Genomic DNA, 22,096 nt, shown 5'->3' on the forward strand with positions numbered 1-22,096 from the left:
TATCGGCTAATATCCCTACTCTCCGAATGGTGATTTGAGATGAAACGTCTACTGTCCGTTCTAGGTGCCTTTGCCGTTGCCATACTTGTTTCAACAGGAGGGTGGAGTGGCAATTTACAAACCTGTTTATCAGGGAATTACCCTTCTCTCTGCAAGCACAACCTTCTGACGCCGGGACAAAAGGTTCAGGTTCAGAATGCAGAACTTGCTGCGAATTTACAAACCTGTTTATCAGGGAATTACCCTTCTCTTTGCAAGCACAACCTTCTGACGCCGGGACAAAAGGTTCAGGTTCAGAATGCAGAACTTGCTTCGAATTTACAAACCTGTTTATCAGGGAATTACCCTTCTCTCTGCAAGCACAATCTTCTGACGCCGGGACAAAAGGTTCAGGTTCAGAATGCAGAACTTAGCATTCAACCACAACAGTCACTTCCAACTACAAGAGCAAAAGATACAACCCCACCAACAATCGATATCGCTTCTTCAATCAACGTTCAATCCGACAGGCCAACAATTCAGGGTCGTGTTACGGATAACAGTCGAGTGGCGCAGGTCACGGTTGAAGGGACGGCTATCGATTTACAGCGCGATGGCACATTTACCTTTTCACGTTATGTCCCTATTGGAATGACATCGGCTCGTATTGAGGCTTTTGATGAGTGGGGAAACCGTTCAGAACGCACCATCATGATCACCCGGATCGTGACCGCCCTCATCAAGAAAATACAGAGATCACTTACCCAACTCGGCTACGGCCCTGGGCCAGTGGACGGCACTCTGGGAGATCGCACCCGGTCAGCCATACGGTCCTTCCAGAGGGACAGCGGGCTACCTGTTGATGGTGATGGGACAGAATCTCTCCTGGCCCGTCTGGAAGACGCCGTATCCCGGAAGGCCGAGACACTGCCCCCATCCATTGCCAAGGCCCAACCCCGGGAAGACACAGTTCCACCCAGGATCGACCTGCCGGGCCACCTTACGGCCTCTGGTGACAGTATCCGTATTCGAGGACGGGTCACTGACGATAGCCGGATCGTGGCTGTGGTGGTTTCTGGAAAGTCGGTGGCTTTCGGATCTGACGGATCGTTCTCGGTAGATCGCTATGTCCCAAGCAGCGGTGATATGGTGGATGTTGAAGCCGTCGATGAATGGAACAACCGCTCCAAGCACTCCATCAAGATCACTCGAGCAATAACTCAGGTCACCGACACCATCTCCTTCGCCCGCCTCGATCCCACCACGATCAATGTCCACCCCAACCAGTACGCTCTGGCCCTGATCATCGGGGTCGAGGACTACGAACGTGCCCCGAAGGCCGTGTTTGCCAACCGGGATGCACAGGTGTTCAGCGACTACGCCCGTAGGGCCTTGGGGGTGCCCCAGAGCAACATCAAGGCTCTGATCAATGATCAGGCGGACCTCAGCGATCTGAGGGTGGCCACGAAGCAATGGCTCCGGGGGCGCATCCAAGCCGGGTTGTCGGATGTGTATGTGTTCTTCGCCGGTCATGGGCTAGCTTCTCCCGATGGGGAGGACCTGTATCTCCTGCCCCGCGATGGGGTCCCCAGCTTGTTGGAGGACACTGCCCTGTTGCGTTCCGAGTTGTTCGAGGTGATAAGCGCCGCCAAGCCCCGTTCTGTAACCCTGTTCCTCGACACCTGTTACAGCGGCCTGAGCAGGGGTGAAGAGATGCTCATGGCCAGCGCCAGACCTATCGTGATCTCGCCCAAGAACCAGAGCATCCCGATAGGCTTCACCGTGTTCTCCGCCGCCAGCGGCCAGCAGATATCGAGCGGTCTGGACGAGGCCGAGCATGGGCTGTTCAGCTATTTCTTGATGAAGGGGATGGAGGGTCCGGCAGACGCCAATGGGGATCGCCGGATTACCGCTGGTGAGCTTCATACCTACGTCCTGGGCCACGTCCAGCAGCAGGCAATCCGACTGGGTCGGGAGCAGACGCCGGGGATGGTCGGGGACGCGGAGAGGGTGTTGGTGAGGTGGTGATGAAGCGCCCGCTCCTTTCATGCATCTTGTTGCTGACAGTTATGGTCAGTGCTTCTGGTTCGTTTGGCGCAGATTGGCAGAAGGGATTGGATGCTGCACAAAGAGGGGATTATGCAACAGCTTTGAGGGAGTGGAAGCCTCTTGCCGAAATGGGACATGCTAGAGCCCAATTTAAATTGGGGATGATGTACGGTCTCGGAGCAGGTGTTCCCCAAGATTATGCCAAAGCCAACAGGTGGTATCACCTTGCCGCCCAACAAGGACTTAAAGAAGCCCAGTACAATCTGGGTGAGATGTACTACCACGGAAAAGGCGTCTCGCAAAATTACAAGACCGCAGTCAAGTGGTTCCGTCTTTCTGCCAATCAGGGATATGCCGAAGCTCAGAATTATCTGGGTACGATGTACTACAACGGAGAAGGTGTATCTCAGGACTATACCGAGGCAGTGAAGTGGTACCGTCTTGCTGGCGAACAGGGGTATGCTGTAGCCCAGAATAATCTGGGTGAGATGTACTACCACGGAAAAGGTGTATCTCAGGACTTTACGAAAGCAGTGAAGTGGTACCGTCTTGCTGCAAATCGGGGGAATGCCTTTGCCCAGTTTAGTCTGGGTGTGATTTACGACAAGGGAGAAGGTACCCCGCAAAATCGCAAGACTGCCGTCAAGTGGTTCAGTCTTTCTGCTAATCAGGGATATGCCAAAGCTCAGAACTATCTGGGGACGATGTACTACAACGGAGTAGGTGTATCTCAGGACTTTACGAAAGCAGTGAAGTGGTACCGTCTTGCTGGCGAACAGGGGTATGCTGAAGCCCAGTACAATCTGGGTGAGATGTACTACCATGGAGTAGGTGTATCTCAGGACTTTACGAAAGCACTGAAGTGGTGGCGTCTTGCTGGCGAACAGGGGTATGCTGAAGCCCAGTTTACTCTGGGCACGATGTACGCCGAAGGAAAAGGAGTCCCACAAAATCACAAGACCGCCGTCAAGTGGTATCGTCGCGCCGCCAATCAAGAATATGCCAAAGCTCAACAAAATTTGGGGGCGATGTATACGAATGGGTTGGGTGTTTCTCGGGACCTTGCCGAAGCAGCTAGGTGGATCCGTCTCGCTGCCGAGCAGGGACTTGATTATGGTCAGTACGGCTTAGGTTTCATTTATGAATTTGGAAGAGGTGTTCCTCAAGATGACACTGAGGCAGCGAAGTGGTATGGTCGCGCTGCCAAACAGGGATTGGACCATATTAAGGCAATAAAATGGTATCGTGAAGTTGCCGACGATGGAGATGCTGAGGCACAGTACGGCCTAGGAAAATGGTATGAAATTGGACGAGGTGTCCCGCAGGACATCGCCGAAGCGGTCAGGCGGTATCGCCTTGCCGCCGATCAGGGAGATCCAGATGCGAAGAAAGCATTGGAAATACTGGAGCCCAAAACAGCGATCAACACCTTCCCCACCAAACCCATAGATGTCCATTTCCGTTCGTCGCTAACCCGTCCCAACGACATAGCAGTCATCATCGGCAACGCCGACTACGGCAAGCAGGGCAAAGATATACCAAACGTGATCCCGGCCTACGCCGACGCCGAGGGGATCAAGCTGTACGTCAAGCAGGCCCTAGGCATCCGCGATGAAAACATTATCTTCCTTAAGGACGCCAGCCAGGCCGTAATGATCTCCACCTTCGGCAGCGCAACCAATCCCAAGGGCCAGTTGTTCAACTACGTCAAGGCGGGAAAGTCGCGGGTCTTTGTTTATTACTCAGGTCACGGCGCTCCTGGCAGCGAAGAAGGCGGCAGTTATATCGTTCCGGCGGACGCGCAGGCGTCGCTCATCGAGCTCAATGGCTATCCCCTGAAGACGCTTTACAAGAACCTGAGCAAGATACCGGCGAAGTCAGTGATGCTGGTCCTTGAGGCGTGTTTCTCGGGATCAAGCCAAAGTGGAACCTTGATCAGCAAAGCCTCGCCTATTCAGATTCAGCCCAAAGAGACAAATATCCCGCCCAACATCACCGTCATCTCAGCCGGCGCCGCCAACCAGATTGCGTCTTGGGAGCAGGACTCATCAAGCGGCCTGTTTACCAAGTACTTTCTCAAAGGCATGTCCGGAGAGGCCGACGCCAAACCCTATGGCAATGGGGACGGCAAGGTCGGCTATGACGAGCTAGACCGCTACTTCAAGGAAACTCTCACCTACTACGCCCGCCGCTACTACGGACGCGATCAGACGGCGCAAATAGTGGTTGGCAGTGGTGGCTAGGAACAACCCCCGATGAGATGGCTCGCTCTCGCTGTCGTTCTTGTGCTCGTCGCGCCCACCTGGGCCGCCGAGAACAAGAACGGCGTCGCGGTCATCATTGGCAACAAGACCTACCAGGGTCACATCCCAGCCGTTGACTACGCCCACAACGACGCCGAGGCCATCAAACGGTATGTGGTCGATATCTTGGGCTTCCGCGAGGGCAACATCATCGACCTCCGCGACGCGACCCAGGCCCAGTTCCTGTCGGTCTTCGGCAACGAACGCACCCATCAGGGCAAGCTGTATCAGTACGTCTGGCCCGGCAAGTCGGACGTGGTGGTGTTCTACTCCGGACATGGGGTTCCCGGGCTCAAGGACCGCCGGGGGTTCCTCCTGCCGGTGGACGCCGATCCCGATACCCCAGAGATCAACGGCTACTCCCTCGACCTGCTGTACGGGAACCTGTCTAAGGTCGAGGCCCGGACAACGACGGTGTTCCTCGACACCTGCTTCTCCGGCGATAGCGCCGGGGGCATGTTGATCGGCTCCGCGTCACCAATACGCATCGTGGCCACGATGCCGTCACTGGCCAAGGGCATGACCGTGATTACCGCCGCCCAAGGCGGCCAACTCGCCAGTTGGGACGATGACGCCAGGCACGGCTTGTTCACCGAGCATCTGCTTCAGGCTCTCTACGGGAAGGCGGACGCCAACGGAAACGGAAAAGTCACCGTCAAAGAGATCAAGGCGCACCTAGATGAGGAGATGACATACGCGGCAAGACGCCGCTTCAATCGCTTACAGCAGGCAACGGTCCTGGGCGACACGGATCGTGTGCTTGCCTCGTACCCGCCCGGCAGACCGCCAGCCCGGCCGAGTATCGAGGTCGCCGTCGGCGCCATTGTCGCCAAGGATTCCGCCAGCGATACTGCGATCGACTGGAAGCGCAAGGTCATCCACGTAAAGGGATTCGGGGCGGCAGACCGTTCATTCCCGGAAAACGTCTGGAAGCGTGCCGCCGAGGAGGCCGCCAAGGTCGATGCTCAGACTAAGCTATTGGAGGTTCTGAACGGCTCATTGATCAACTCCAAGACATTCGTCAAGAACTACCAGAGCAGCCTCGACGAGAAGGTCAAGGAAATCCGTGGCCACGTTCCCTATGCGCGACAAGTAGGGTCGACGATTTATCCGACCGAGGACACTGCGGAATTGGTTCTGGAATTGAGTATCGAATGACGTGAGGAGGGCGAGCATGTTTCGCACCGATCTAATGGCATCCGTACTGGGGGCGCTTGTAGCAGCTGCATTGCTGGTGCCGGTGATGGCTCGCGGCGCGGATGAACCGTTGCTACTGTGGGATAAGACTTACAGCGGTGGGTTTCCCTTGACCAAGCAGAGATAAGTTTTTTCATTTTAGGCAGGGTGTATTCCGGAATGAAATTTTCGACGTTTCTTAAGGTCGTGTTTTTCGGGGCACTCTTGTTGCCTCCCGGTTTGGCGTCGGCCGAGACCATCGACGTCACCATCAAGGGCGTTGATGACGGGGTCAGGACTAGCAAGCAACAGGACTACAAGGAAGCCCTACTCCACGCCAAGCTTCAGGCCATCGAGAGGGCAGGGGTCGCCATCGAATCGATCACCCGGATCGTCAACTTCCAGATGAAGCTCAAGCAGGTGGAAACCAAGGCGAAAGCCGTCTTACTGCCAGGCTTCCAGGTCATTGATATCGGCTACACCGAGGACGGTTCGTACCAAGTGGTCCTTTCCGGTAAACTTCGGGTTGGAGGAGCTACGGCATCCGAGGACGTGCCCGCCATGCAGATGGACCCGGTGGACGCGCCCTATATGATCATTCAAAAGTCCAACATCCGTAAAGTACCGCACGGAGCCGCCGAAAGGATTTACGTTCTTGCCGCTGGAACGGAGGTTTTCGTCTTGGGTATTTCCAAGGACCGTACCTGGGCCGCGATCGAATACAAAGGAAAGGGTTTGGGATACGTGCAATTTTCCGTACTGCAGGAAAAGAGAGCCTATTTGGCTGAACAGGAGAGAAAGAGAAAACAGAAGGAAAAGGCAAGACAGGAGGCCAATCGCAAAAAGGAAAGAGAGGAACGGGAACGAGCCGAAAGCAGGCGGAATCTCGCCGAACTACTGGAGGCGAAAAGACGATTGAAGGCCTGGAAGAACGTCCGGCTGACGCCGAGCGACGCGCAGGAATGCCGCTCACAATGCGAATCGCTCCGCGAGCGATCGAGACAAGTTTCCGATGAAGCCTGGAGAGCGCGTAGCCAGATCAACCGGGTCAGTCGGTACGCCCAGGAAATCGGTCGAATGGATCTCAACAATTTGGCCAGGGAACTTGCCGCGAAACATAAGGCAGGTGTGGCGCAATCGGCGAGGCTTAAGCAGGCGTATGAAAACTGCAAAGTTGGTTGCGATAGCAAAACTTACGGATCAGGAAACAAATTCAAATGCCCGAATCAGCAAGAAATGAAATTGATAATTCCAGGGCATTTTTTTGAGATTCAGCGGGACGGTCCCCAAACGATTTCCACTTGGCGGTGCCCCCTTCCGCCGAAGTGACGCTTCGAGGTGCGCAGACTTTGTTATTAGGGCGGACTGGGTAATATCGGTTCAATTGTTAGATTGGGAGGTAATCGATCATGAGGCGCATATCAACAATTCTCGGTTTGACTTTCGTAGTAGCATTTATCTTCCCTGACCCGAGTTGGGCTGCCTGCAAGTTTGATTGGTCGGCAGGGGCTTACTGTGGTCCTGGGAAGACGGCTAATCGGGTCACGGATGAATTCGTTGGACCTTTTTCGAACGCATGCCGGACCCACGACTTCTGCTATTTCGCAGCAGGAGAGCAGATTGCTAAAGAAATTGAAGAGGGCTACTTGAGAACAAAATCTGATATTGCGAAGCGGCGAGATGAGTCAAGACGGCAATGTGATTCTTATTTTTACGAGAGTCTTATGGATGCATGCTCTCAGGTTCCAGCTGTCATGAGAACCAGTTGTAAGACTAACGCGCTGCAGTACTTTGGCTGGGTTAAAGGTGTTGGCTGGTCGGCGTTCAGGCGGTCAATAACAAAGGCTCAGAACTGTCGGTAACGCCGGCACTGTCATGTACTAGGCGAGGCCTCTGAAGACCGCTTGAGGTGACAGGTGGTGGGAGATGTGTCCGTTGGTTTTGCTGATAGGGAGAGCGAAGGATCTGCTGTATGTGCCCCGATCCATGATTATTTTCGGATCGGACAGGCGTTAGGATCGACGGTCTATCCGACCACGGACACGGCGGAAGTGGTTTTGAAATTGGCCATCGAATAGGAAGGGGAGCATTGATAAATGTGGGACCAGTCCATAATGAAGAAAAAAAGGGGGAAAGGGGGTTATGGCAAAAGGGATTTCCTAACCCTTATCCCTATAATAGTAATTTTGCTGTTTTTTGTGCTTTTTTCTAATTTCGCACATGTTAAACAAGCATGGGGAAGCCCTATTGTAGCTTCATTAGTTTGCCGCGATATTTTAAAGGGTAGTAGATTTGAAATTGTCAAAAGACTTTTTTTAGGTAGATGTATATTTGCTAAAGATGGTTCTTCATCTGTCAACGCCACAAATTGGAATGCATTTTCTTTTGTTGGAATTTGGATCGACGATGCATTGTGGCATCGTATTGTGACCCTTGATGGTGATGATAAAAATATGAAACACACAGTCATGAAATATTTCTATGGTGTATTGAAGAAGGCGGCTCAATTAGCTGAGGCACCCTCAAACACCAAACTTACTTTTTACCTTGTGAATAATAATGGGAGTGTCATAGCTCGTGGTATTATTATCGGAGGCGAAATGATACCAAACTTTGTTGACCCCAAGCATTGGTAACGGATTTCGGCTGGGTTTGTATGCTGGCTGAAAATATGAAAGGGGATTTCGTTATGAAGAAAGGAATGGTGTTCGTCTGGATTATTGTGTTGATTTTTATGAATTATATAGAAGTGGCGTACTCTGGACAAAGAAATTTGGTCATTCGTAATGTAAAAGTTACGGAACACAATTTAGCGCATGGAAATCATTGGTTTGGAGTCACAACACGGGCAGGTGAATAAATTTATTTCTGGTCTAAAATGAGTCCAAATCGAAATGACCCAGATTTAATTTCTGAAGCTTTTACCATGCAGCAGACACAACACACTTTCGACATATACTATTTCAATGATTTAAACAAGTTTCAGTGGGGAAAAACGTGGATGAACGCTTATGGTATTGGCTTTCCCCGCGTCCAGGAAATGAATGAAGGCCGAGGCAGGCAATCCGTCATCACCCGTGCTTCCAACCGCCGGTGCCTGCATTAACTCGTGCGCAGACAAGGCCACCAGCAATTCTCCCTCCCTGAAACCTCGCCGGGCCATCGTGGCCCGGCAATTTTTCGGTTATCTCATGGGGGTTACGTGAAATTCCGTCAGGCACCGTTCCAGGCAGTTACCGGAACTCGTTGTGTTCCTGCACACTCGATGCCCAAAGGGCCGATAGTTCCTCCGCCTGTTCCAAGACCGTGCGAACGGCCGCTTCCTGGAGGTCGGGGGGATAGCCGTATTTGCGGAGTATCTTCTTGACCAGAACCCGGATGCGGGCGCGGGCGTTTTTGCTGTGCTTCCAATCGACGCTCACGTTCGCCTTTACGCGCTCAAGAAGATCGTGGGCGATGACGCGAAGTTGCTCGTCGCCCATGACTTCGCGGGCGCTCTTGTTTTCGGCCAGGGCGTCATAAAAGGCGATTTCCTCGTCGGTAAGCCCTTCCTCCTCGCCCCGCTTGCGGGCAACCTTGATGTCGTTGGCCAGCGCGATCAGTTCCTCGATCACCTGGGCCGTGGTGATGGCGTTGGTGTGATAGCGGTTGATCGCTTCCTGGAGCCTTTCGGTGAACGCCTTGACCTGAACGACGTTGGTCCGGACCTGGGACCTGATTTCGCCGTTGATGAGCTTCTTGAGGGCTTCCAGGGCCAGGTTCTTCTTCTCCATCCCCCTTACCTCGGCAAGGAACTCGTCCGACAGGATGGAGATATCCGGGGTTTCGATCCCCGCCGCTTCCAGGATATCGACGATCTCGGTTGAAATGACCCCCCGGCTGACGATCTGCTGCACGGCGAGATCGAGGTCGGCTTCCGTTTTCTTCCCCCCCTCGGATTGTGATTTCGCCAGCGCCGCACGGACGGTCTGGAAAAACCCGACTTCGTCGCGGATGCGTTTCGCTTCGTCACTGGCCGCCGCCAGCGCGAATGCCTTGGAAAGCTCAAGGACGGCGTCGGAATAGCGCCGCCATGCCTTTTTCTTCCCTTCGTCCGTGGTCTCCTTGTCGGCGTTCCGGCGCTGCATTTCCAGGACCCATTCCATGGCCCCGGCGATGGCGATCAACCGTTCCCTGGGCGTGCCCGAGATCGCCGCCGCGTAGTCGTAGCCATGGAACATGTCGCGGACGATTTCGTGCTTCTCCAGCATGATCGCGACGGCTTCCGATTCGTCGATGCCGGTAATCTCCCGGTCGCGGTCGGTATACCGGGCGAGGGCATTCTTGAGGTTCTGGGCAAGGCCGATGTAATCGACCACCAATCCCCCCGGCTTGTCCTGGAACACCCGGTTCACCCTGGCGATGGCCTGCATCAGCCCATGCCCGCGCATGGGCTTGTCGACGTACATCGTGTGCAGGCAGGGGGCGTCGAAACCGGTCAACCACATGTCCCGCACGAGGACGATCTTCAAGGAGTCGCCCGGGTCCTGGAGCCGTTTCCTCAGGAACTCCCGCCGCGCCTTGTTGCGAACATGGGGTTGCCACGCCAGCGTGTCGGTGGCCGAACCGGTCATGACGACCTTGATTTCGCCCTTTTCGTCCTCCTCGCCGTGCCACTCGGGCCGAAGGGCCGTGATCGCGTTGTAGAGATCGACGCAGATACGGCGACTCATGCAGACGATCAAAGCCTTGCCGTGCATGCCGGAGACCCGGTCCTCGAAGTGCTCGACCATATCCTCCGCGATCAGTCCCAAACGCTTTGCGGAGCCGACCAGGGCCTCGGTCCGCGCCCACTTGCCCTTGAGCCTCTCGGCCTCGGTGGTTTCCCGTTCCTCGGTCAGTTCCTCGATCTCGGCGTCGATCCTCGGTTTCTCGTCCTCGTCGAGCTCGATCCGGGCCAACCGGCTTTCGTAATAGATGGGCACCGTCGCCCCGTCCTCGACGCCCCTTTGAATGTCGTAGATGTCGATGTAGTCGCCGAAGACGGCGGGTGTGTTGACATCCGTCTCCTCGATGGGGGTGCCGGTGAAGCCGATGAACGAGGCGTTGGGCAGGGCGTCGCGCATGTGCTTGGCGAAGCCGTATGAGATTTCCCCTGTATCCCGCGCCACCTTGGCCTTGAAGCCGTACTGGCTGCGGTGGGCCTCGTCGGCGATGACCACGACATTCCGCCGCTCGGTGAGCGCCGGATAATCGGTTTCGCCTTTCTCCGGCATGAACTTCTGGATGGTGGAGAAGACGACCCCTCCCGAGGAAACCGAGAGCAGCTCGATCAGGTGTTCCCGACTTTCCGCCTGGACCGGCTTCTGGCGGACCAGGTCGGTGCAGCCGGAGAAGGTCCCGAACAATTGGTCGTCCAGGTCGTTGCGGTCGGTGATGACCACCAGAGTCGGGTTTTCCATCTCGGGATGGACGATAATCCGGCCGGCGTAAAACACCATCAACAGGCTCTTCCCCGACCCCTGGGTATGCCAGATGACCCCGACCCGCCGGTCCCCGTCGGGCCGGGTGGCGTTGACCGTGCAGTCCACGGCGTTGCGGACGGCGTGGAACTGGTGGTAACCGGCGATCTTCTTGTTCAGCCTGGAACCGTCGCTCTCGAAGACGACGAACCCCCGGAGGTAGTCGAGGAACCGCCGTTTCTCGAACACGCCCTCGATAAGGGTCGCCATCTCGGGCCAGCCCTTGGGCGAGATTTCGCGCCCGTCGGTCGTCCGCCACGGCATGAAGCGTTCGATGTCGGCGGTCAACGAGCCGATCCGCGCCTGTATCCCGTCCGATGTCACCAGCACGGCGTTGGGGCGGAACAGCGACGGGATATCCAGCTTGTAGGTCTGTAGCTGGTTGAACGCCCCGTCCAGGGTGGCGTCCTCGTCGCCCGGGTTCTTGAGTTCGACGACCCCCACCGGCAGGCCGTTGACCAGCACCACCACATCGGGACGGCGGTTGTTCCGGTTCTCGATCACCGTGAACTGGTTGACCGCCAGCCAGTCGTTGTTGTCCGGATTGTCGAAGTCGATCAGCCACGCCTTGTCACCGGCGATGGAACCGTCGTCGCGGGCCACCTCGACATCCACGCCGTCAACCATCATGCGGTGGATACGCCGGTTCTCTTCCACAAGCGACGGCGTTTCCGACATCTGAATCTTGCGGATGACTTCGTCGAGCACGTCGGCGGGCAAGTGGGGATTGATCCGCTTCAACGCCGACCGCAACCGCCCCGACAACAACACCTCGCCATAGCTGACACGCTCCGGCGCCGGCCCCTCGGGAGCGATCTCGGTGCCGTAGCGAATCTCGTAGCCCAGGTCCTCGAACCAGGCGAGTCCCGCTTCCTCGACGGTGGCTTCGGAAAGGCCGTGGGTCACCCGGCGGCCTCCTCATCCACCCTCTCAATGAAACATAGGTCCACGTTGAACCCATAAGCGCCGAGACGGCGCGCCGAGTGCTGGAAGGACACTTTGCTGAAAAACGGGATGTCGAACGTGCCGTCCCGTCTGCGCTTCGCGATCACCCCGAACCGTATCGTGTAGTCCCGCGCATTGGGTTGATCCACCGGGATCAATTCAACATTCTCCGCAGCAACACGCGTGAGGTAATCTCGAACCTGGTTTCGAAATTCTGGCTCCCGCGCCAGCAACTCCCCAGCCATCACCCCTTGTCTGAACAAGTGGCTGAGAGTGCTTGATCCCTTTTCTCCCGGCTTGGTGTGCAGGAGCACCCGTTCGTCCGTCAGGATGTCGCAGAGTTCGTACCCGGTCGCTTCACCGGGGACTCGGAAAGTCTGTCGGTCGAATAGGATGCGCCCGTCGCGTCCACACACTCTCGCACAGTAAGCCGGTTCACTCTCTGCTACGCCGGCATCGGGAAAGCCGGACTGCACGACCTTGGACTCGTAAAAGTCAATGACCCGATCCCTGAAATCGGTGTCTACACGGTACCAACTCCCCTCGGACAGAATGTATTGATGTCCTCCGTGGCTAACTTCGAAGATGATGCATTTGTAGAGCTTCCAACGCGGGAAAGACGTGCCTTCGACCTCAAATTGAATTTCGACGTGATGCGCCTTCAACGTCTCTAGCTCGATGTCATCATCAGTGCGACGACCAGCGAAGTAGTCCGTAATGTCCAGATCGGAGTACAGCGTCTTGTTCCACGTGCCCTGAAACTTAAAACCGACAATCGCCGTTTCGTCGATGATTTCGGGAGGAGACAGATACACTCGCTCGAACTCAGCGTTGTTCAATGCGCCAAGGAGCAACTGGTCCAGCGTTCCGATCATGACGGGATCGCTCACCGGACGCAGTTGATCGATCATTGCAAAGCTGGCCTGGTAGGCATCGCTTTCAAAGAGGTCGAGCGCCTGCGCGCACTTACGCCCGAGCCCAGCAAAATCCAATTCGGCGGACAGCTTCAACGAACTGCTACCCGTTGCCTTCTTAGCGAAGCCGTCATCGGCGGCCCTTCCGGTCACGCTCCGGATGACATCAACCAGTTGGTCGATTTCAAACTCGTCGAGCCTGGAGGATCGCCCCGTCTGTTGACGTTTGCGTAATGCCGCCGTCTCGGGTCGCATCACGTCAACATTCCGGAGTTCATCCGGGGCCACGGCGCCCAGGGCTGCTTTCAGCCCGAAGTCCTCGACGAACCTCCCGTCGTCGAGCATCGACCAACCATGGCCGAACGTGATTGCAAACGTCCGCTCGCGCACCTTCAGAAACAGGACAGCCGACACGCTTCGCACCGACAAGTTCAGGGCGCTCAGATCGAAAGCCTCGTCGAGTAGCAATTTCCACCTCGGCGGATTAGCGGGGTGTTGTTTGACGAAGAGCACCGGCTCCTCCTCGTGATCGTCGTCCGGATCAAATCGGTCGAACATGTCCGGTAGCTTTAGCGCGTCCTCGTACCGGTCGAGGTCGTCCTTGGCGAGGTGGATGGTGATGGTCCTGCTTTTCATTCGCCACCTCTCAAAGTTCACTTGTTCCGTATTTATCGATGTATCGACGAAGTTGGGCCTTCGGCCGTTCGATCACCCAGTCGAAGTATTTCGCTATGGACTGTTTGATCGCCCAAACATCGAAAAACATTTGAGCAAAACAGTCAGCAACACTGAACGGATTGCGCCCTTTATACGAGACCTTCTCGACCCCATCTCCATGAGCCGCGACGTTGCGAGCCTCGTTGATGTCTCGAATGGATTGGAGGTCCGGATAGGGCCAAGAGTTCAAGACCGGCTCCAACACGCGGTACATGTCCATGAACCCTAAGCGTCCAATCATACGGTCGAATTTTTCCAGGGTCTTTTTGTTTTCTGTCTCGTCGTCCGTAAGGAACAGTTGGGCTTTGAATGTGTGGTAGAAGATTCGCCGTAGTTCGACCTCAACCGCGGCATGAAGATCGAAAATGCAGGACCTGATTTGATGCTGGTTATCGTCCAGGTTTGAGGCAAGTTCCTTCACCCCCTCATAAGCCTCCTCGGCGCTCTTGAAGCTGAGGAGTTCAAGGTAACTTTGAGATGTTTCCGTCACGCGGCAACCTCCTCTTCGCCCTCAGGTTCCTCCTCCGGCAGGTCGCTGAGCACATCTACATATGCTCCCCGGTCGAGGGCGTAGAGTACCTGGCTTGGGCGGAAAGTGAGGAAGTCGTTGATAACGATATGGTTGTTGTCTTCGTCAACGCTCACCGATACGGCGGTGTCCATGCGTTCGTTTTCATCAGCCTCTTCATTGTATTCCCGGCGCGTATGGCCAAGGTTCAATGGGCGTGCCGCATGGGCCTCGTAAAGAATGACGGCGATGGCTTCGGCGGTGGCGGCGGCGAGTGTCCGGTGGCGATGGCCGACGGATTGATGCACCACATCGCGACCGTGCCCGAGAGGCCCATTGCTGTTGCGCAGCTCGGACAGTCCCCGTGTCGCCGTGATCAGGCCGCTTGCGATATCCCGGAGCGCCGTATCAACGGTTTCCACGTCCAGGCCCACGGTCCGAGCCGCCAATGTCACAAGCTTGGCGGGTGAGGCGTCCGATGGACAGGCCTGCCCATGTTCAGAGAGGATGGTTTTGCACACGCACTCGACGATACATTTCGCACCGTCTAAGGCTTTGTCCGAACCTTCGTGGATTGCCGCTTCGGTGGTTTCAATGAGTTCCCGCAGGTGGCCTGAGTCGGGCCAGTCCTCCAAGATGCGGCGGACTCCTTCAAGAACGAAATCGGGAGTGCCATCGGTCATGTCGCGGCCTCCACTTCCTTCTCCGCACCACGAACGCGGATTTCGCCGGACATGAGTTTGGGCAACAGCGTATTGCGCAGGTCGGTGAGGGTTTCGTTTTCATGCCTATTGGCACTTATTTTATTATGAAACTCACAAACTAGATCATCAAAGGCCGACAAGACGGGTTTATCTGGGAGACAGAATGATATCTGCTTTAGGTTTGAAGCTGGCCGGGAAATTGACGGAACGCCCGTTGATGAAGTGTTAGCTAGCAGCCTGTGCTGACCAGTGTGGGATTTGAAAAAATAAAGTATAAAAGATGGCAAAACTTTGTTCATGTTGCATCGCAGATAAAATTGCCGCTGCGATATGATATATCTATCATACTTTGACGCATCTGGAACTAAGGAGACCTGACCGATATTTCCAGCGTGAGTGAATATAATATCTCCTCGTTTTACATTTGATCTCTTTAGGCTATTAGCGTGTTCTTCGGTTATATAATTATAAGTGTTATCTTCAAGCAAAATGCTATTTAGATGTTGCCCGCTGATAATCGGAATACCGTCAGGGACAAACGTTGAAACTTTAATGTTCGAACCAAATGGTCCCATCGCAATTTGCGCGGCAACATCCTCCATTTTCGATAGTATCCACCCCTCCGGCAGCCCCTCGTCATTGAACCCATCCGGAAACAGCGCAGCCGTTTCGGTGTCCATGTGGGGGGGGTGACGGCCTTCGGCCTTGGCGTGAACGGGGTCGAAATCGACGAACCAGGACTTGAACAACGCCCGAGCCATCGCCTCCAGCGTTTCGTTCATCCGCCGGTTCAGATCGATCTTGTCGTCGAGGACACTTATGGTCTCGACAATTGCTTCTTGTTCTTGGATTGGAGGCGCTGAAAGGACGATTCGGTTCATGTTGCCCTGGGTCAATTTGGGCATCGTTGAGCCGGTCAAATAGCCCGAGATATCTTTGACGGTCAGCGCGTAATTGAGATAACGGGTTAACGCATTCCTGTTGCCACGAACGATGTGTGCATGGTTATTCACCCAAAACTGACCACGTGCCAAGAAAGCAATGGGTGTTTGTCGCGTTCGGAGATTTTCGCCATCCTCAGCGATGAGCAAGTGCTCTCCATCAAAAATATAATCATCAACATAATCCACCACGCCGGACGCGCCGTAGTATGGATATGGACCGGGTGATCGGTCGGCCGATTTGACCGGCCTTCTTAACGCGTCGAAATTCTCGGTCAGTTTCCCGAGAGGTTGCAGGGTCCACCCATCAGGAAGCATCGAAAAAATCTCCTAGCCTCGCGCGGGTCACCACCTCCAGCCGTGCTCCTTCTTCAAACTGCTCCTCCAGCGTAACCATGAGCTTTGCGAACTTCTCCTCGAAAGGCACGCCGTCATCCTCCGCCATCTCGGCACCGACGAAGCGGCCGGGGGTCAGGACGTGCCCATGTACGGCTACTTCCTCCAAGCTTGCCGCCTTACAGAAGCCGGAGACATCCTCGTATTCGCCACGCCGTCCTATGGCCTCTGTTTCACCCCGCCAAGCGTGGTAAGTGTCGGCGATATTGGCGAGGTCTTCGTCGGACAGTTCCCGCCGTTTGCGGTCCACCAGGTGGCCCAGCTTGCGGGCGTCGATGAACAGGAGCTCACCGCGACGGTCACGGAAGCCGTTCGGTTTCTTGTTCCGGGCCAGGAACCACAGGCAGGCGGGAATTTGGGTCGAGTAGAAGAGCTGGCCGGGCAGGGCGATCATGCAATCGACCATGTCGGCCTCGATGAGGGCGCGGCGGATGTCGCCCTCACCCGACTGGTTCGAAGACATGGAGCCGTTGGCCAGGACCACACCGGCGGTGCCCTTGGGCGACAGGTGGTGGAGGATGTGCAGCAGCCAGGCGTAATTGGCGTTGGCCGCCGGTGGGATGCCGAAGGCGCCCCAGCGCACGTCGTCGCGCAGCCGCTCGCCGCCCCAGTCGCTGACGTTGAAGGGAGGATTGGCGAGGATCGCGTCGGCGCGCAGGTCCTTGAACTCGTCGGCGTGGAAGCTGCCGTCGTTGTTCCAGCGGATGTCGGCGTCGATGCCGCGTACCGCCATGTTCATCTTGGCCAGCCGCCAGGTGGTGTGGTTCATCTCCTGGCCGTAAATCGCGATGTCGCCGAGGCGTCCGCCGTGCTCCTCGATGAACTTTTCGGACTGCACGAACATGCCGCCCGAGCCGCAACAGGGGTCGTAGACGCGCTGGTTGCGTCCCGGTTCCAGCATCCCGACCAGCAGGTTGACCACCGAGCGTGGGGTGTAGAACTCACCCCCGCCCTTGCCCTCGGCGTTGGCGAACTTACCCAGGAAGTATTCGTAGACCCGGCCCAGGATGTCCTTGGAGCGGGCCTGGGGATCGCCCAGGCCGATGGTGCCGATCAGGTCGATCACCTCGCCCAGCATCTGCTTGTTGAGCGCCGGGCGGGCGTAGTCCTTGGGCAGGACGCCGGTGAGGGTCGTGTTGTCGGCCTCGATGGCGACCATGGCGTCGTCGATGGTCTTGCCGATGGTCGGCAGCTTGGCGGCCCGCTGGAGGTGCCGCCAGCGAGCCTGTGGGGGCACCCAGAAGATGTTCTCGGCAAGATACTCCTCGGGGTCCTCGGGATCGCTCAGGTCGTCGGCCTCCAGTTCGGCGTGCTTGGCCTCGAAGGCGTCCGAGATGTACTTGAGGAAGATCAGCCCGAGGACGACGTGCTTGTACTCGCTGGCGTCCATGGAACCGCGCAGCTTGTCGGCCGCCGCCCACATCTTGTCCTCGAAACCGAGGTTGGCGCCATTATTCTGGTTCTCGGCGGAGGCCTTTCTGTTCTTTTTCCTGGCCACGGTTACCTCCCTGAACTCCGAACAAGTAGCAGATGTTATCGTCACGGTGCAATGGATGGTTTAGTTATTGCTCCCAGTACACATCGAAAAGCATTCAACTGCAACCGATTTCGCAAAGTGAATCGAGGGCCTTGCCACGCGCCGGACGAATCCGGAACATCCACCTGTAGGTATGTTGCATCCGTGTTGCACGGAATCCCCGGCAATGGTTGGAAATGCCCGGGATTCAGAGGTTTTTTGAGGCAACGGTTGGTGACGTGTTTGGCAAACAAATAGCCCGCCGCGAGGCGGGCTATGTTATTGTTTTTGCATGGTAAAAGGGTGGTTGCGGGGGTAGGATTTGAACCTACGACCTTCAGGTTATGAGGCTGGAGCGGGCGGAAGGCCGATGGCATGGGAACGAGCGCGGCCTGAGCCATTACAGCACTCTCCTGGCCACCTTCGATTTCGAAGAGCGCGAGCGGAGCGCGCTTTCCCTGACCGCACAGGTGCTCGCGCGGCTTGACGGGCAAGTTTAGAGCGGAAAAGGCAGGCACCCCCGCCTTTGGTCAGTCTCGATGTCCCGGATGTTCCATCCGGTGTGCGCCGAGGCGGTAACAACACTGTTCCCGGTGCCCTCAGCGGCTGGCCAACGGGCTTGCATTGCTGACGGAAAAGCCCTATTAGCAGAAGCAATCCCGGATGGGGATACGCCTACTAGATCATGGGAGCGTTTGCAATGAGCAACGGCACCACGAAAATCCGCTTAAAAATCGGGGGATTGGAGATCGAGTACGAAGGCAAGGAATCATTCTTGCAAGATGAGCTATTCAATACGGTCAAGAAGGCTCTGACTCTCTATGCCGAGAACAAGGAGCTGATTCCGGCTGAGCCAGCGGCCCAGGCCGGTGCCGGTCGGGCGGCCCCGCTTGGGGGGTTCGACCACTCGACAAACACCATCGCGGCACACCTTGGCGTCAGCACCGGTTCGGACCTGGTAATCGCGGCTGCCGCTCACCTGGCGCTGGTCAAGGGCAAGGACAAGTTTACGCGCAAGGAGATCAACGACGAGATGAAGGGGGCCACGACATATTACAAAACGAGCATGTCGGCGAATTTGTCGAAGTCGCTGGAGACGCTCGTCAAAGGCAAACGCCTGAATCAGGTGGCAATGAATAATTATTCCCTCTCCGCCAGCGAGAGGCAGTCTTTGGAGGCGAAGCTTGCTGGACAGCACTGACCTGAAGACGTGGCTTCACCGCGATCTGTCGCAGCGGGACAAGCTGCTGCTTATCCTTGCCACGTTCGATGCGCCATGCCAGGTGAAGGAAATGAAGGACCGGGCAAAGGATGCGGGGTTACGGATTCCTGCGGCGTGGAACCCGTCGGCTGCATTGGGCAAATCCAAGGGTCTGGCGATCAGGACGCCGCAGGGCTGGGAAATCACCGACGCAGGACGGCAGCACCTGAGAAATCTTGGCGTCACAAAGATCAGCCCGGCAGCCGTGCAGGTCGCAACCGATCTGCGGGCCGAACTGTCGAATATCAAGAGTGCCGATACCCGCGCCTTCGTTGAGGAAGCGATCAGGTGTCACGAGGCGGAACTTTACCGCTCGGCTATCGTGATGTCCTGGCTATCGGCGGTCGATGTTCTGCACAACCATGTGCAGGGCAAGCATCTGAAGGCGTTCAATGCCGAGGCAAAACGCGTGGACGCAAAATGGAAGGACGCGAAAACGACGGACGATCTGGGCAAGATGGGCGAGGCGGATTTCCTCGACCGGATCGCGGCCCTGTCGATCATAGGCAAGAATGTCAAGGAAGAGCTTAAGACGTGCCTTAAAAGACGCAACGGTTGCGGGCACCCGAATTCATTGAAGATCGGCGCGAATACGTCGGCACACCACCTTGAAATCCTGCTGCTGAACGTGTTCAAGGTGTTCCAGTAGAAGGCGGCGGAAAGGGCAGGCACCCCCTTGCTTTTGAAAATTTTCGATGTTCCGGATATTCCATCCGGTGCGCGCCGGGGCGGGAACAGCGCCGGTCCCGGCAGTCCCGTCGATAAATCGGCAGGTTATCCGTGGCCGAATGGCTGCGACAGAAAATTACTAAGAGCCGAACATGGTGCACGGCATGTCCGGTCCGAGGAAAGAGAATGGATGGTCCGGCCCGAGAAGGTATTCGGGCCAGGTCCGGACTACTGAAGCAACGTCCTCTCCGGGCAAGGGCGCGTGCGACGGCCTAAGAGCGTGCCGGGCCATCTCGACGAATCGGTGGATTGTGTCGGTAATAACCGCTGCGCCAAGCACGGACGGGATAGTCAGCCGTAAGGTGCCCGCATATGCGTCCAGAAATATGTGGCAACAATGCTCATGCAGGCGTTTCGTGTTGGAAAGAAGATTGGCGTAGTCGAAGGCCCGGTTCTGCCGGGCGCCTATGTGAACGTCATAGAGATATCCGTATTTGCCCGCGATTTGAGCGGCCAATCGCGCTTTAAGCCAAGGCCGTCTTAGCATCTCAATGGTCACGCTTATCAACATGTCGGGCGGGGCGCTGCCGAAGCGCGCCAGCGCCCCGTCGCCTGTAAGTCCCCAGGGAAATGGATCGAGGTCTATGAACTGGCGGGCGACCTTCTCGCGCTCGGGCGGGTAAATGGGATGCGCATAGTTGTACGACGTGCAAAAGGTCCATATGCCGTTGTCGATGTCTGCCAGATGCTGCCTGACGCGAGCCAGGTCGCCGTCATGTCCCTGCCGGAAGTGCGCCACGCGGTTTCGGATTTGCGCCACTTCCTCGATTCGGGCGTCCCAAACGGAGCGCACGGGCAAGTACGGCGCGAACAGGCGACGATGCTTGCTGATGGTTTTGATAAGAGCGTCGAACGTCAGATAGCTGAGCGGACCGCGTTCGCGCGTTGGCATATGGGTCAGGCGCGAGTCCGCTCTTTGCGGGCCGGGGCGTAAGCCAACAAGATAGTTGGCCCAATCGGTCCCGTATCGGGATTTCAGTTCGAGATAGACAAGCTCCCGTAGCCACAGTTCCAGTTGCCACAGGCTGACGTAGCAATCAAGCCTCCCCGATGGGAGGGGCGGCCAGATCGAACTGGTTCCCCTATTGCCCGATGGCGGGTCGGGTGAGTGGACATCTTGCAATTGGTTGCCTCATTTGTCCTCTTTTTTGAGTTTTTCGATGCGCTGCCGCCGCTCCCTGCGAACATTGACCAGTGACGTGTCTATCATGTCCTTGAGATGGGCCGCATAGTGCTTTTCGATCATCTCGACGCTGGTGCGGTAGTTCTTGGCAACGCGCCGGTCGAGGCCGGCGAGATAGGCCGAGCATTGCCAGAAGCGGCTATTCGGGCGTTTGTAGAGGTGGACCTTGCCGCCGAAAATCGTTTGAGTCGCCATGGCCGGGTGCCTCGGGCAAAACTGTGCAAAATGTGTAAGGACTGTGTAAGGGTGTTTTGGAACGAATCAAGGGGTCAAGATTTCGCTTAACCCCTTGATTTTATTGGTTACGGGGGTAGGATTCGAACCTACGACCTTCAGGTTATGAGCCTGATGGTTTGATAGGATGCCGGATGCTCCGCCGCCTTGTTGAGACCCACGTAACCACGATCAACACACAGCCTAACAGACAACCTTCTTTATCATCGAGACCACCCATTTAGGCACCATAGTGAGGGTAAGTGCAAGCGGATTTGTTGCACTTACAGTGCACTTACGGGCTACAATGGCAAACTGTGGTATCTGTTAACCCGTTGAAATAGTGGTGGGCCCGGCAGGACTCGAACCTGCAACCAGACCGTTATGAGCGGCCGGCTCTAACCAGTTGAGCTACGGGCCCGTGACCGACGTCAGAGGACAGACGTCAGATATCAGATTTCGGCCGGTCTGGCATCTAGTGGATAGAATCTAACATATGGTACCCATACGACGGCTTCCCGAGTTCACCCGGAAAGGCGCTCGATGCGCCGTGATGCTGTAGCATCACAAGCATCGGGCAACGCATCCGGTGAGCTCGGGAAGCCGCCCCCTGGGGGCTCCGGGGGACACCCCCGCTCCCCCGAGGGGTCCCATTCCCCGGCTTCTCGGGGCGTCGAAGCCTCTTGACGATGCTCCGGCATCGCCGGCGAGGCTCCTCCTGCCGAGAAGCCGGGGAATGGGATCGTATGGGTACCATATGTTAGATTTTATCCACTAGTAATCCAGGAAACTGCGCAGCTTCCTGGAGCGGCTGGGGTGTTTGAGCTTGCGCAGCGCCTTGGCCTCGATCTGGCGGATGCGTTCGCGGGTCACCGAGAACTGCTGGCCGACCTCTTCCAGCGTGTGGTCGGTGTTCATGCCGATGCCGAAGCGCATTCGAAGCACCCGTTCCTCGCGCGGGGTGAGCGACGCCAGCACCCGGGTCGTGGTCTCCCGCAGGTTCGCAAGGATCGCCGCATCGAGCGGCAGCACCGCGTTCTTGTCCTCGATGAAGTCACCCA

General features: G+C 56.4%; 16 protein-coding genes and 1 tRNA gene. 7 read left to right on the forward strand and 10 right to left on the reverse strand.

Going from position 1 to position 22,096, the window contains the following annotated elements:
* Nucleotides 1-39 precede the first annotated feature (39 nt).
* The 5 genes from FVQ81_09660 (at nt 40) to FVQ81_09680 (ending at nt 8,143) form a co-directional block, all read left to right on the forward strand.
* Nucleotides 40-2,007 (forward strand): hypothetical protein, encoded by a 1,968-nt coding sequence (locus FVQ81_09660; protein MBW7996812.1) that lies wholly within the window; start codon nt 40-42, stop codon nt 2,005-2,007.
* Complete coding sequence (locus FVQ81_09665) at nt 2,001-4,271, forward strand: hypothetical protein (GenBank protein ID MBW7996813.1); 2,271 nt, start codon at nt 2,001-2,003, stop codon at nt 4,269-4,271. Before FVQ81_09660 ends, FVQ81_09665 begins: the two co-directional genes overlap by 7 nt.
* A gap of 12 nt (nt 4,272-4,283) precedes the next feature.
* Nucleotides 4,284-5,489 (forward strand): caspase family protein, encoded by a 1,206-nt coding sequence (locus FVQ81_09670; GenBank protein MBW7996814.1) that lies wholly within the window; start codon nt 4,284-4,286, stop codon nt 5,487-5,489.
* Nucleotides 5,490-5,687: 198 nt separating this feature from the next.
* Nucleotides 5,688-6,836, forward strand: coding sequence for a hypothetical protein (locus FVQ81_09675; protein MBW7996815.1), 1,149 nt, complete (start codon nt 5,688-5,690; stop codon nt 6,834-6,836).
* Between the two features lie 785 nt (nt 6,837-7,621).
* Nucleotides 7,622-8,143, forward strand: a complete 522-nt coding sequence (locus tag FVQ81_09680; GenBank protein MBW7996816.1) for a hypothetical protein — start codon at nt 7,622-7,624, stop codon at nt 8,141-8,143.
* A 597-nt stretch (nt 8,144-8,740) separates the two neighbouring features.
* Here FVQ81_09680 and FVQ81_09685 read toward each other — a convergent pair.
* The 6 genes from FVQ81_09685 to FVQ81_09710 are packed head-to-tail and all read right to left on the reverse strand — an operon-like array spanning nt 8,741 to nt 17,556.
* Entirely contained in the window at nt 8,741-11,914 is a 3,174-nt protein-coding gene (locus FVQ81_09685) for a type I restriction endonuclease subunit R (protein ID MBW7996817.1), read from the reverse strand.
* Nucleotides 11,911-13,503 (reverse strand): hypothetical protein, encoded by a 1,593-nt coding sequence (locus tag FVQ81_09690; protein MBW7996818.1) that lies wholly within the window; start codon nt 13,501-13,503, stop codon nt 11,911-11,913. The genes FVQ81_09685 and FVQ81_09690 overlap by 4 nt, the downstream gene beginning before the upstream one ends.
* Nucleotides 13,504-13,513: 10 nt before the next feature.
* Nucleotides 13,514-14,074: a hypothetical protein gene (locus FVQ81_09695; protein ID MBW7996819.1), complete on the reverse strand. Its 561-nt coding sequence runs from the start codon at nt 14,072-14,074 to the stop codon at nt 13,514-13,516.
* Nucleotides 14,071-14,775 (reverse strand): abortive infection family protein, encoded by a 705-nt coding sequence (locus tag FVQ81_09700; GenBank protein MBW7996820.1) that lies wholly within the window; start codon nt 14,773-14,775, stop codon nt 14,071-14,073. Before FVQ81_09700 ends, FVQ81_09695 begins: the two co-directional genes overlap by 4 nt.
* Entirely contained in the window at nt 14,772-16,055 is a 1,284-nt protein-coding gene (locus FVQ81_09705) for a restriction endonuclease subunit S (GenBank protein ID MBW7996821.1), read from the reverse strand. Before FVQ81_09705 ends, FVQ81_09700 begins: the two co-directional genes overlap by 4 nt.
* Nucleotides 16,045-17,556: an SAM-dependent DNA methyltransferase gene (locus tag FVQ81_09710; GenBank protein ID MBW7996822.1), complete on the reverse strand. Its 1,512-nt coding sequence runs from the start codon at nt 17,554-17,556 to the stop codon at nt 16,045-16,047. Before FVQ81_09710 ends, FVQ81_09705 begins: the two co-directional genes overlap by 11 nt.
* A 793-nt stretch (nt 17,557-18,349) precedes the next feature.
* Here FVQ81_09710 and FVQ81_09715 point away from each other — a divergent pair.
* Both FVQ81_09715 and FVQ81_09720 read left to right on the forward strand, forming a co-directional pair.
* Nucleotides 18,350-18,850, forward strand: coding sequence for a hypothetical protein (locus FVQ81_09715; GenBank protein MBW7996823.1), 501 nt, complete (start codon nt 18,350-18,352; stop codon nt 18,848-18,850).
* Entirely contained in the window at nt 18,834-19,559 is a 726-nt protein-coding gene (locus tag FVQ81_09720; GenBank protein MBW7996824.1) for a hypothetical protein, read from the forward strand. Before FVQ81_09715 ends, FVQ81_09720 begins: the two co-directional genes overlap by 17 nt.
* Nucleotides 19,560-19,718: 159 nt before the next feature.
* On the opposite strand, the gene FVQ81_09725 is transcribed toward FVQ81_09720, so the two are convergent.
* From FVQ81_09725 to FVQ81_09740, 4 genes are all read right to left on the reverse strand, one after another.
* Entirely contained in the window at nt 19,719-20,762 is a 1,044-nt protein-coding gene (locus FVQ81_09725; GenBank protein MBW7996825.1) for a hypothetical protein, read from the reverse strand.
* Nucleotides 20,763-20,771: 9 nt separating this feature from the next.
* Nucleotides 20,772-21,017, reverse strand: a complete 246-nt coding sequence (locus FVQ81_09730; protein MBW7996826.1) for a hypothetical protein — start codon at nt 21,015-21,017, stop codon at nt 20,772-20,774.
* 362 nt (nt 21,018-21,379) lie between these two features.
* A tRNA-Ile gene (locus FVQ81_09735) sits at nt 21,380-21,456 on the reverse strand.
* Nucleotides 21,457-21,809: 353 nt separating this feature from the next.
* Nucleotides 21,810-22,096: sigma-70 family RNA polymerase sigma factor (locus FVQ81_09740; protein MBW7996827.1), on the reverse strand; the 287-nt coding region annotated here is incomplete at its 5' end.

This window comes from Candidatus Glassbacteria bacterium, assembly GCA_019456185.1.
Classification (GTDB): Bacteria; Gemmatimonadota; Glassbacteria; order GWA2-58-10; family GWA2-58-10; genus JAJRTS01.

Coding starts and splice junctions, on each gene's coding strand:
- FVQ81_09660 (MBW7996812.1), top strand. CDS start 40: ATGAAACGTCTACTGTCCGTTCTAGGTGCCTTTGCCGTTGCCATACTT.
- FVQ81_09670 (MBW7996814.1), top strand. CDS start 4,284: ATGAGATGGCTCGCTCTCGCTGTCGTTCTTGTGCTCGTCGCGCCCACC.
- FVQ81_09675 (MBW7996815.1), top strand. CDS start 5,688: ATGAAATTTTCGACGTTTCTTAAGGTCGTGTTTTTCGGGGCACTCTTG.
- FVQ81_09680 (MBW7996816.1), top strand. CDS start 7,622: ATGAAGAAAAAAAGGGGGAAAGGGGGTTATGGCAAAAGGGATTTCCTA.
- FVQ81_09690 (MBW7996818.1), bottom strand. CDS start 13,503: ATGAAAAGCAGGACCATCACCATCCACCTCGCCAAGGACGACCTCGAC.
- FVQ81_09700 (MBW7996820.1), bottom strand. CDS start 14,775: ATGACCGATGGCACTCCCGATTTCGTTCTTGAAGGAGTCCGCCGCATC.
- FVQ81_09705 (MBW7996821.1), bottom strand. CDS start 16,055: ATGCTTCCTGATGGGTGGACCCTGCAACCTCTCGGGAAACTGACCGAG.
- FVQ81_09710 (MBW7996822.1), bottom strand. CDS start 17,556: ATGTGGGCGGCGGCCGACAAGCTGCGCGGTTCCATGGACGCCAGCGAG.
- FVQ81_09715 (MBW7996823.1), top strand. CDS start 18,350: ATGAGCAACGGCACCACGAAAATCCGCTTAAAAATCGGGGGATTGGAG.
- FVQ81_09730 (MBW7996826.1), bottom strand. CDS start 21,017: ATGGCGACTCAAACGATTTTCGGCGGCAAGGTCCACCTCTACAAACGC.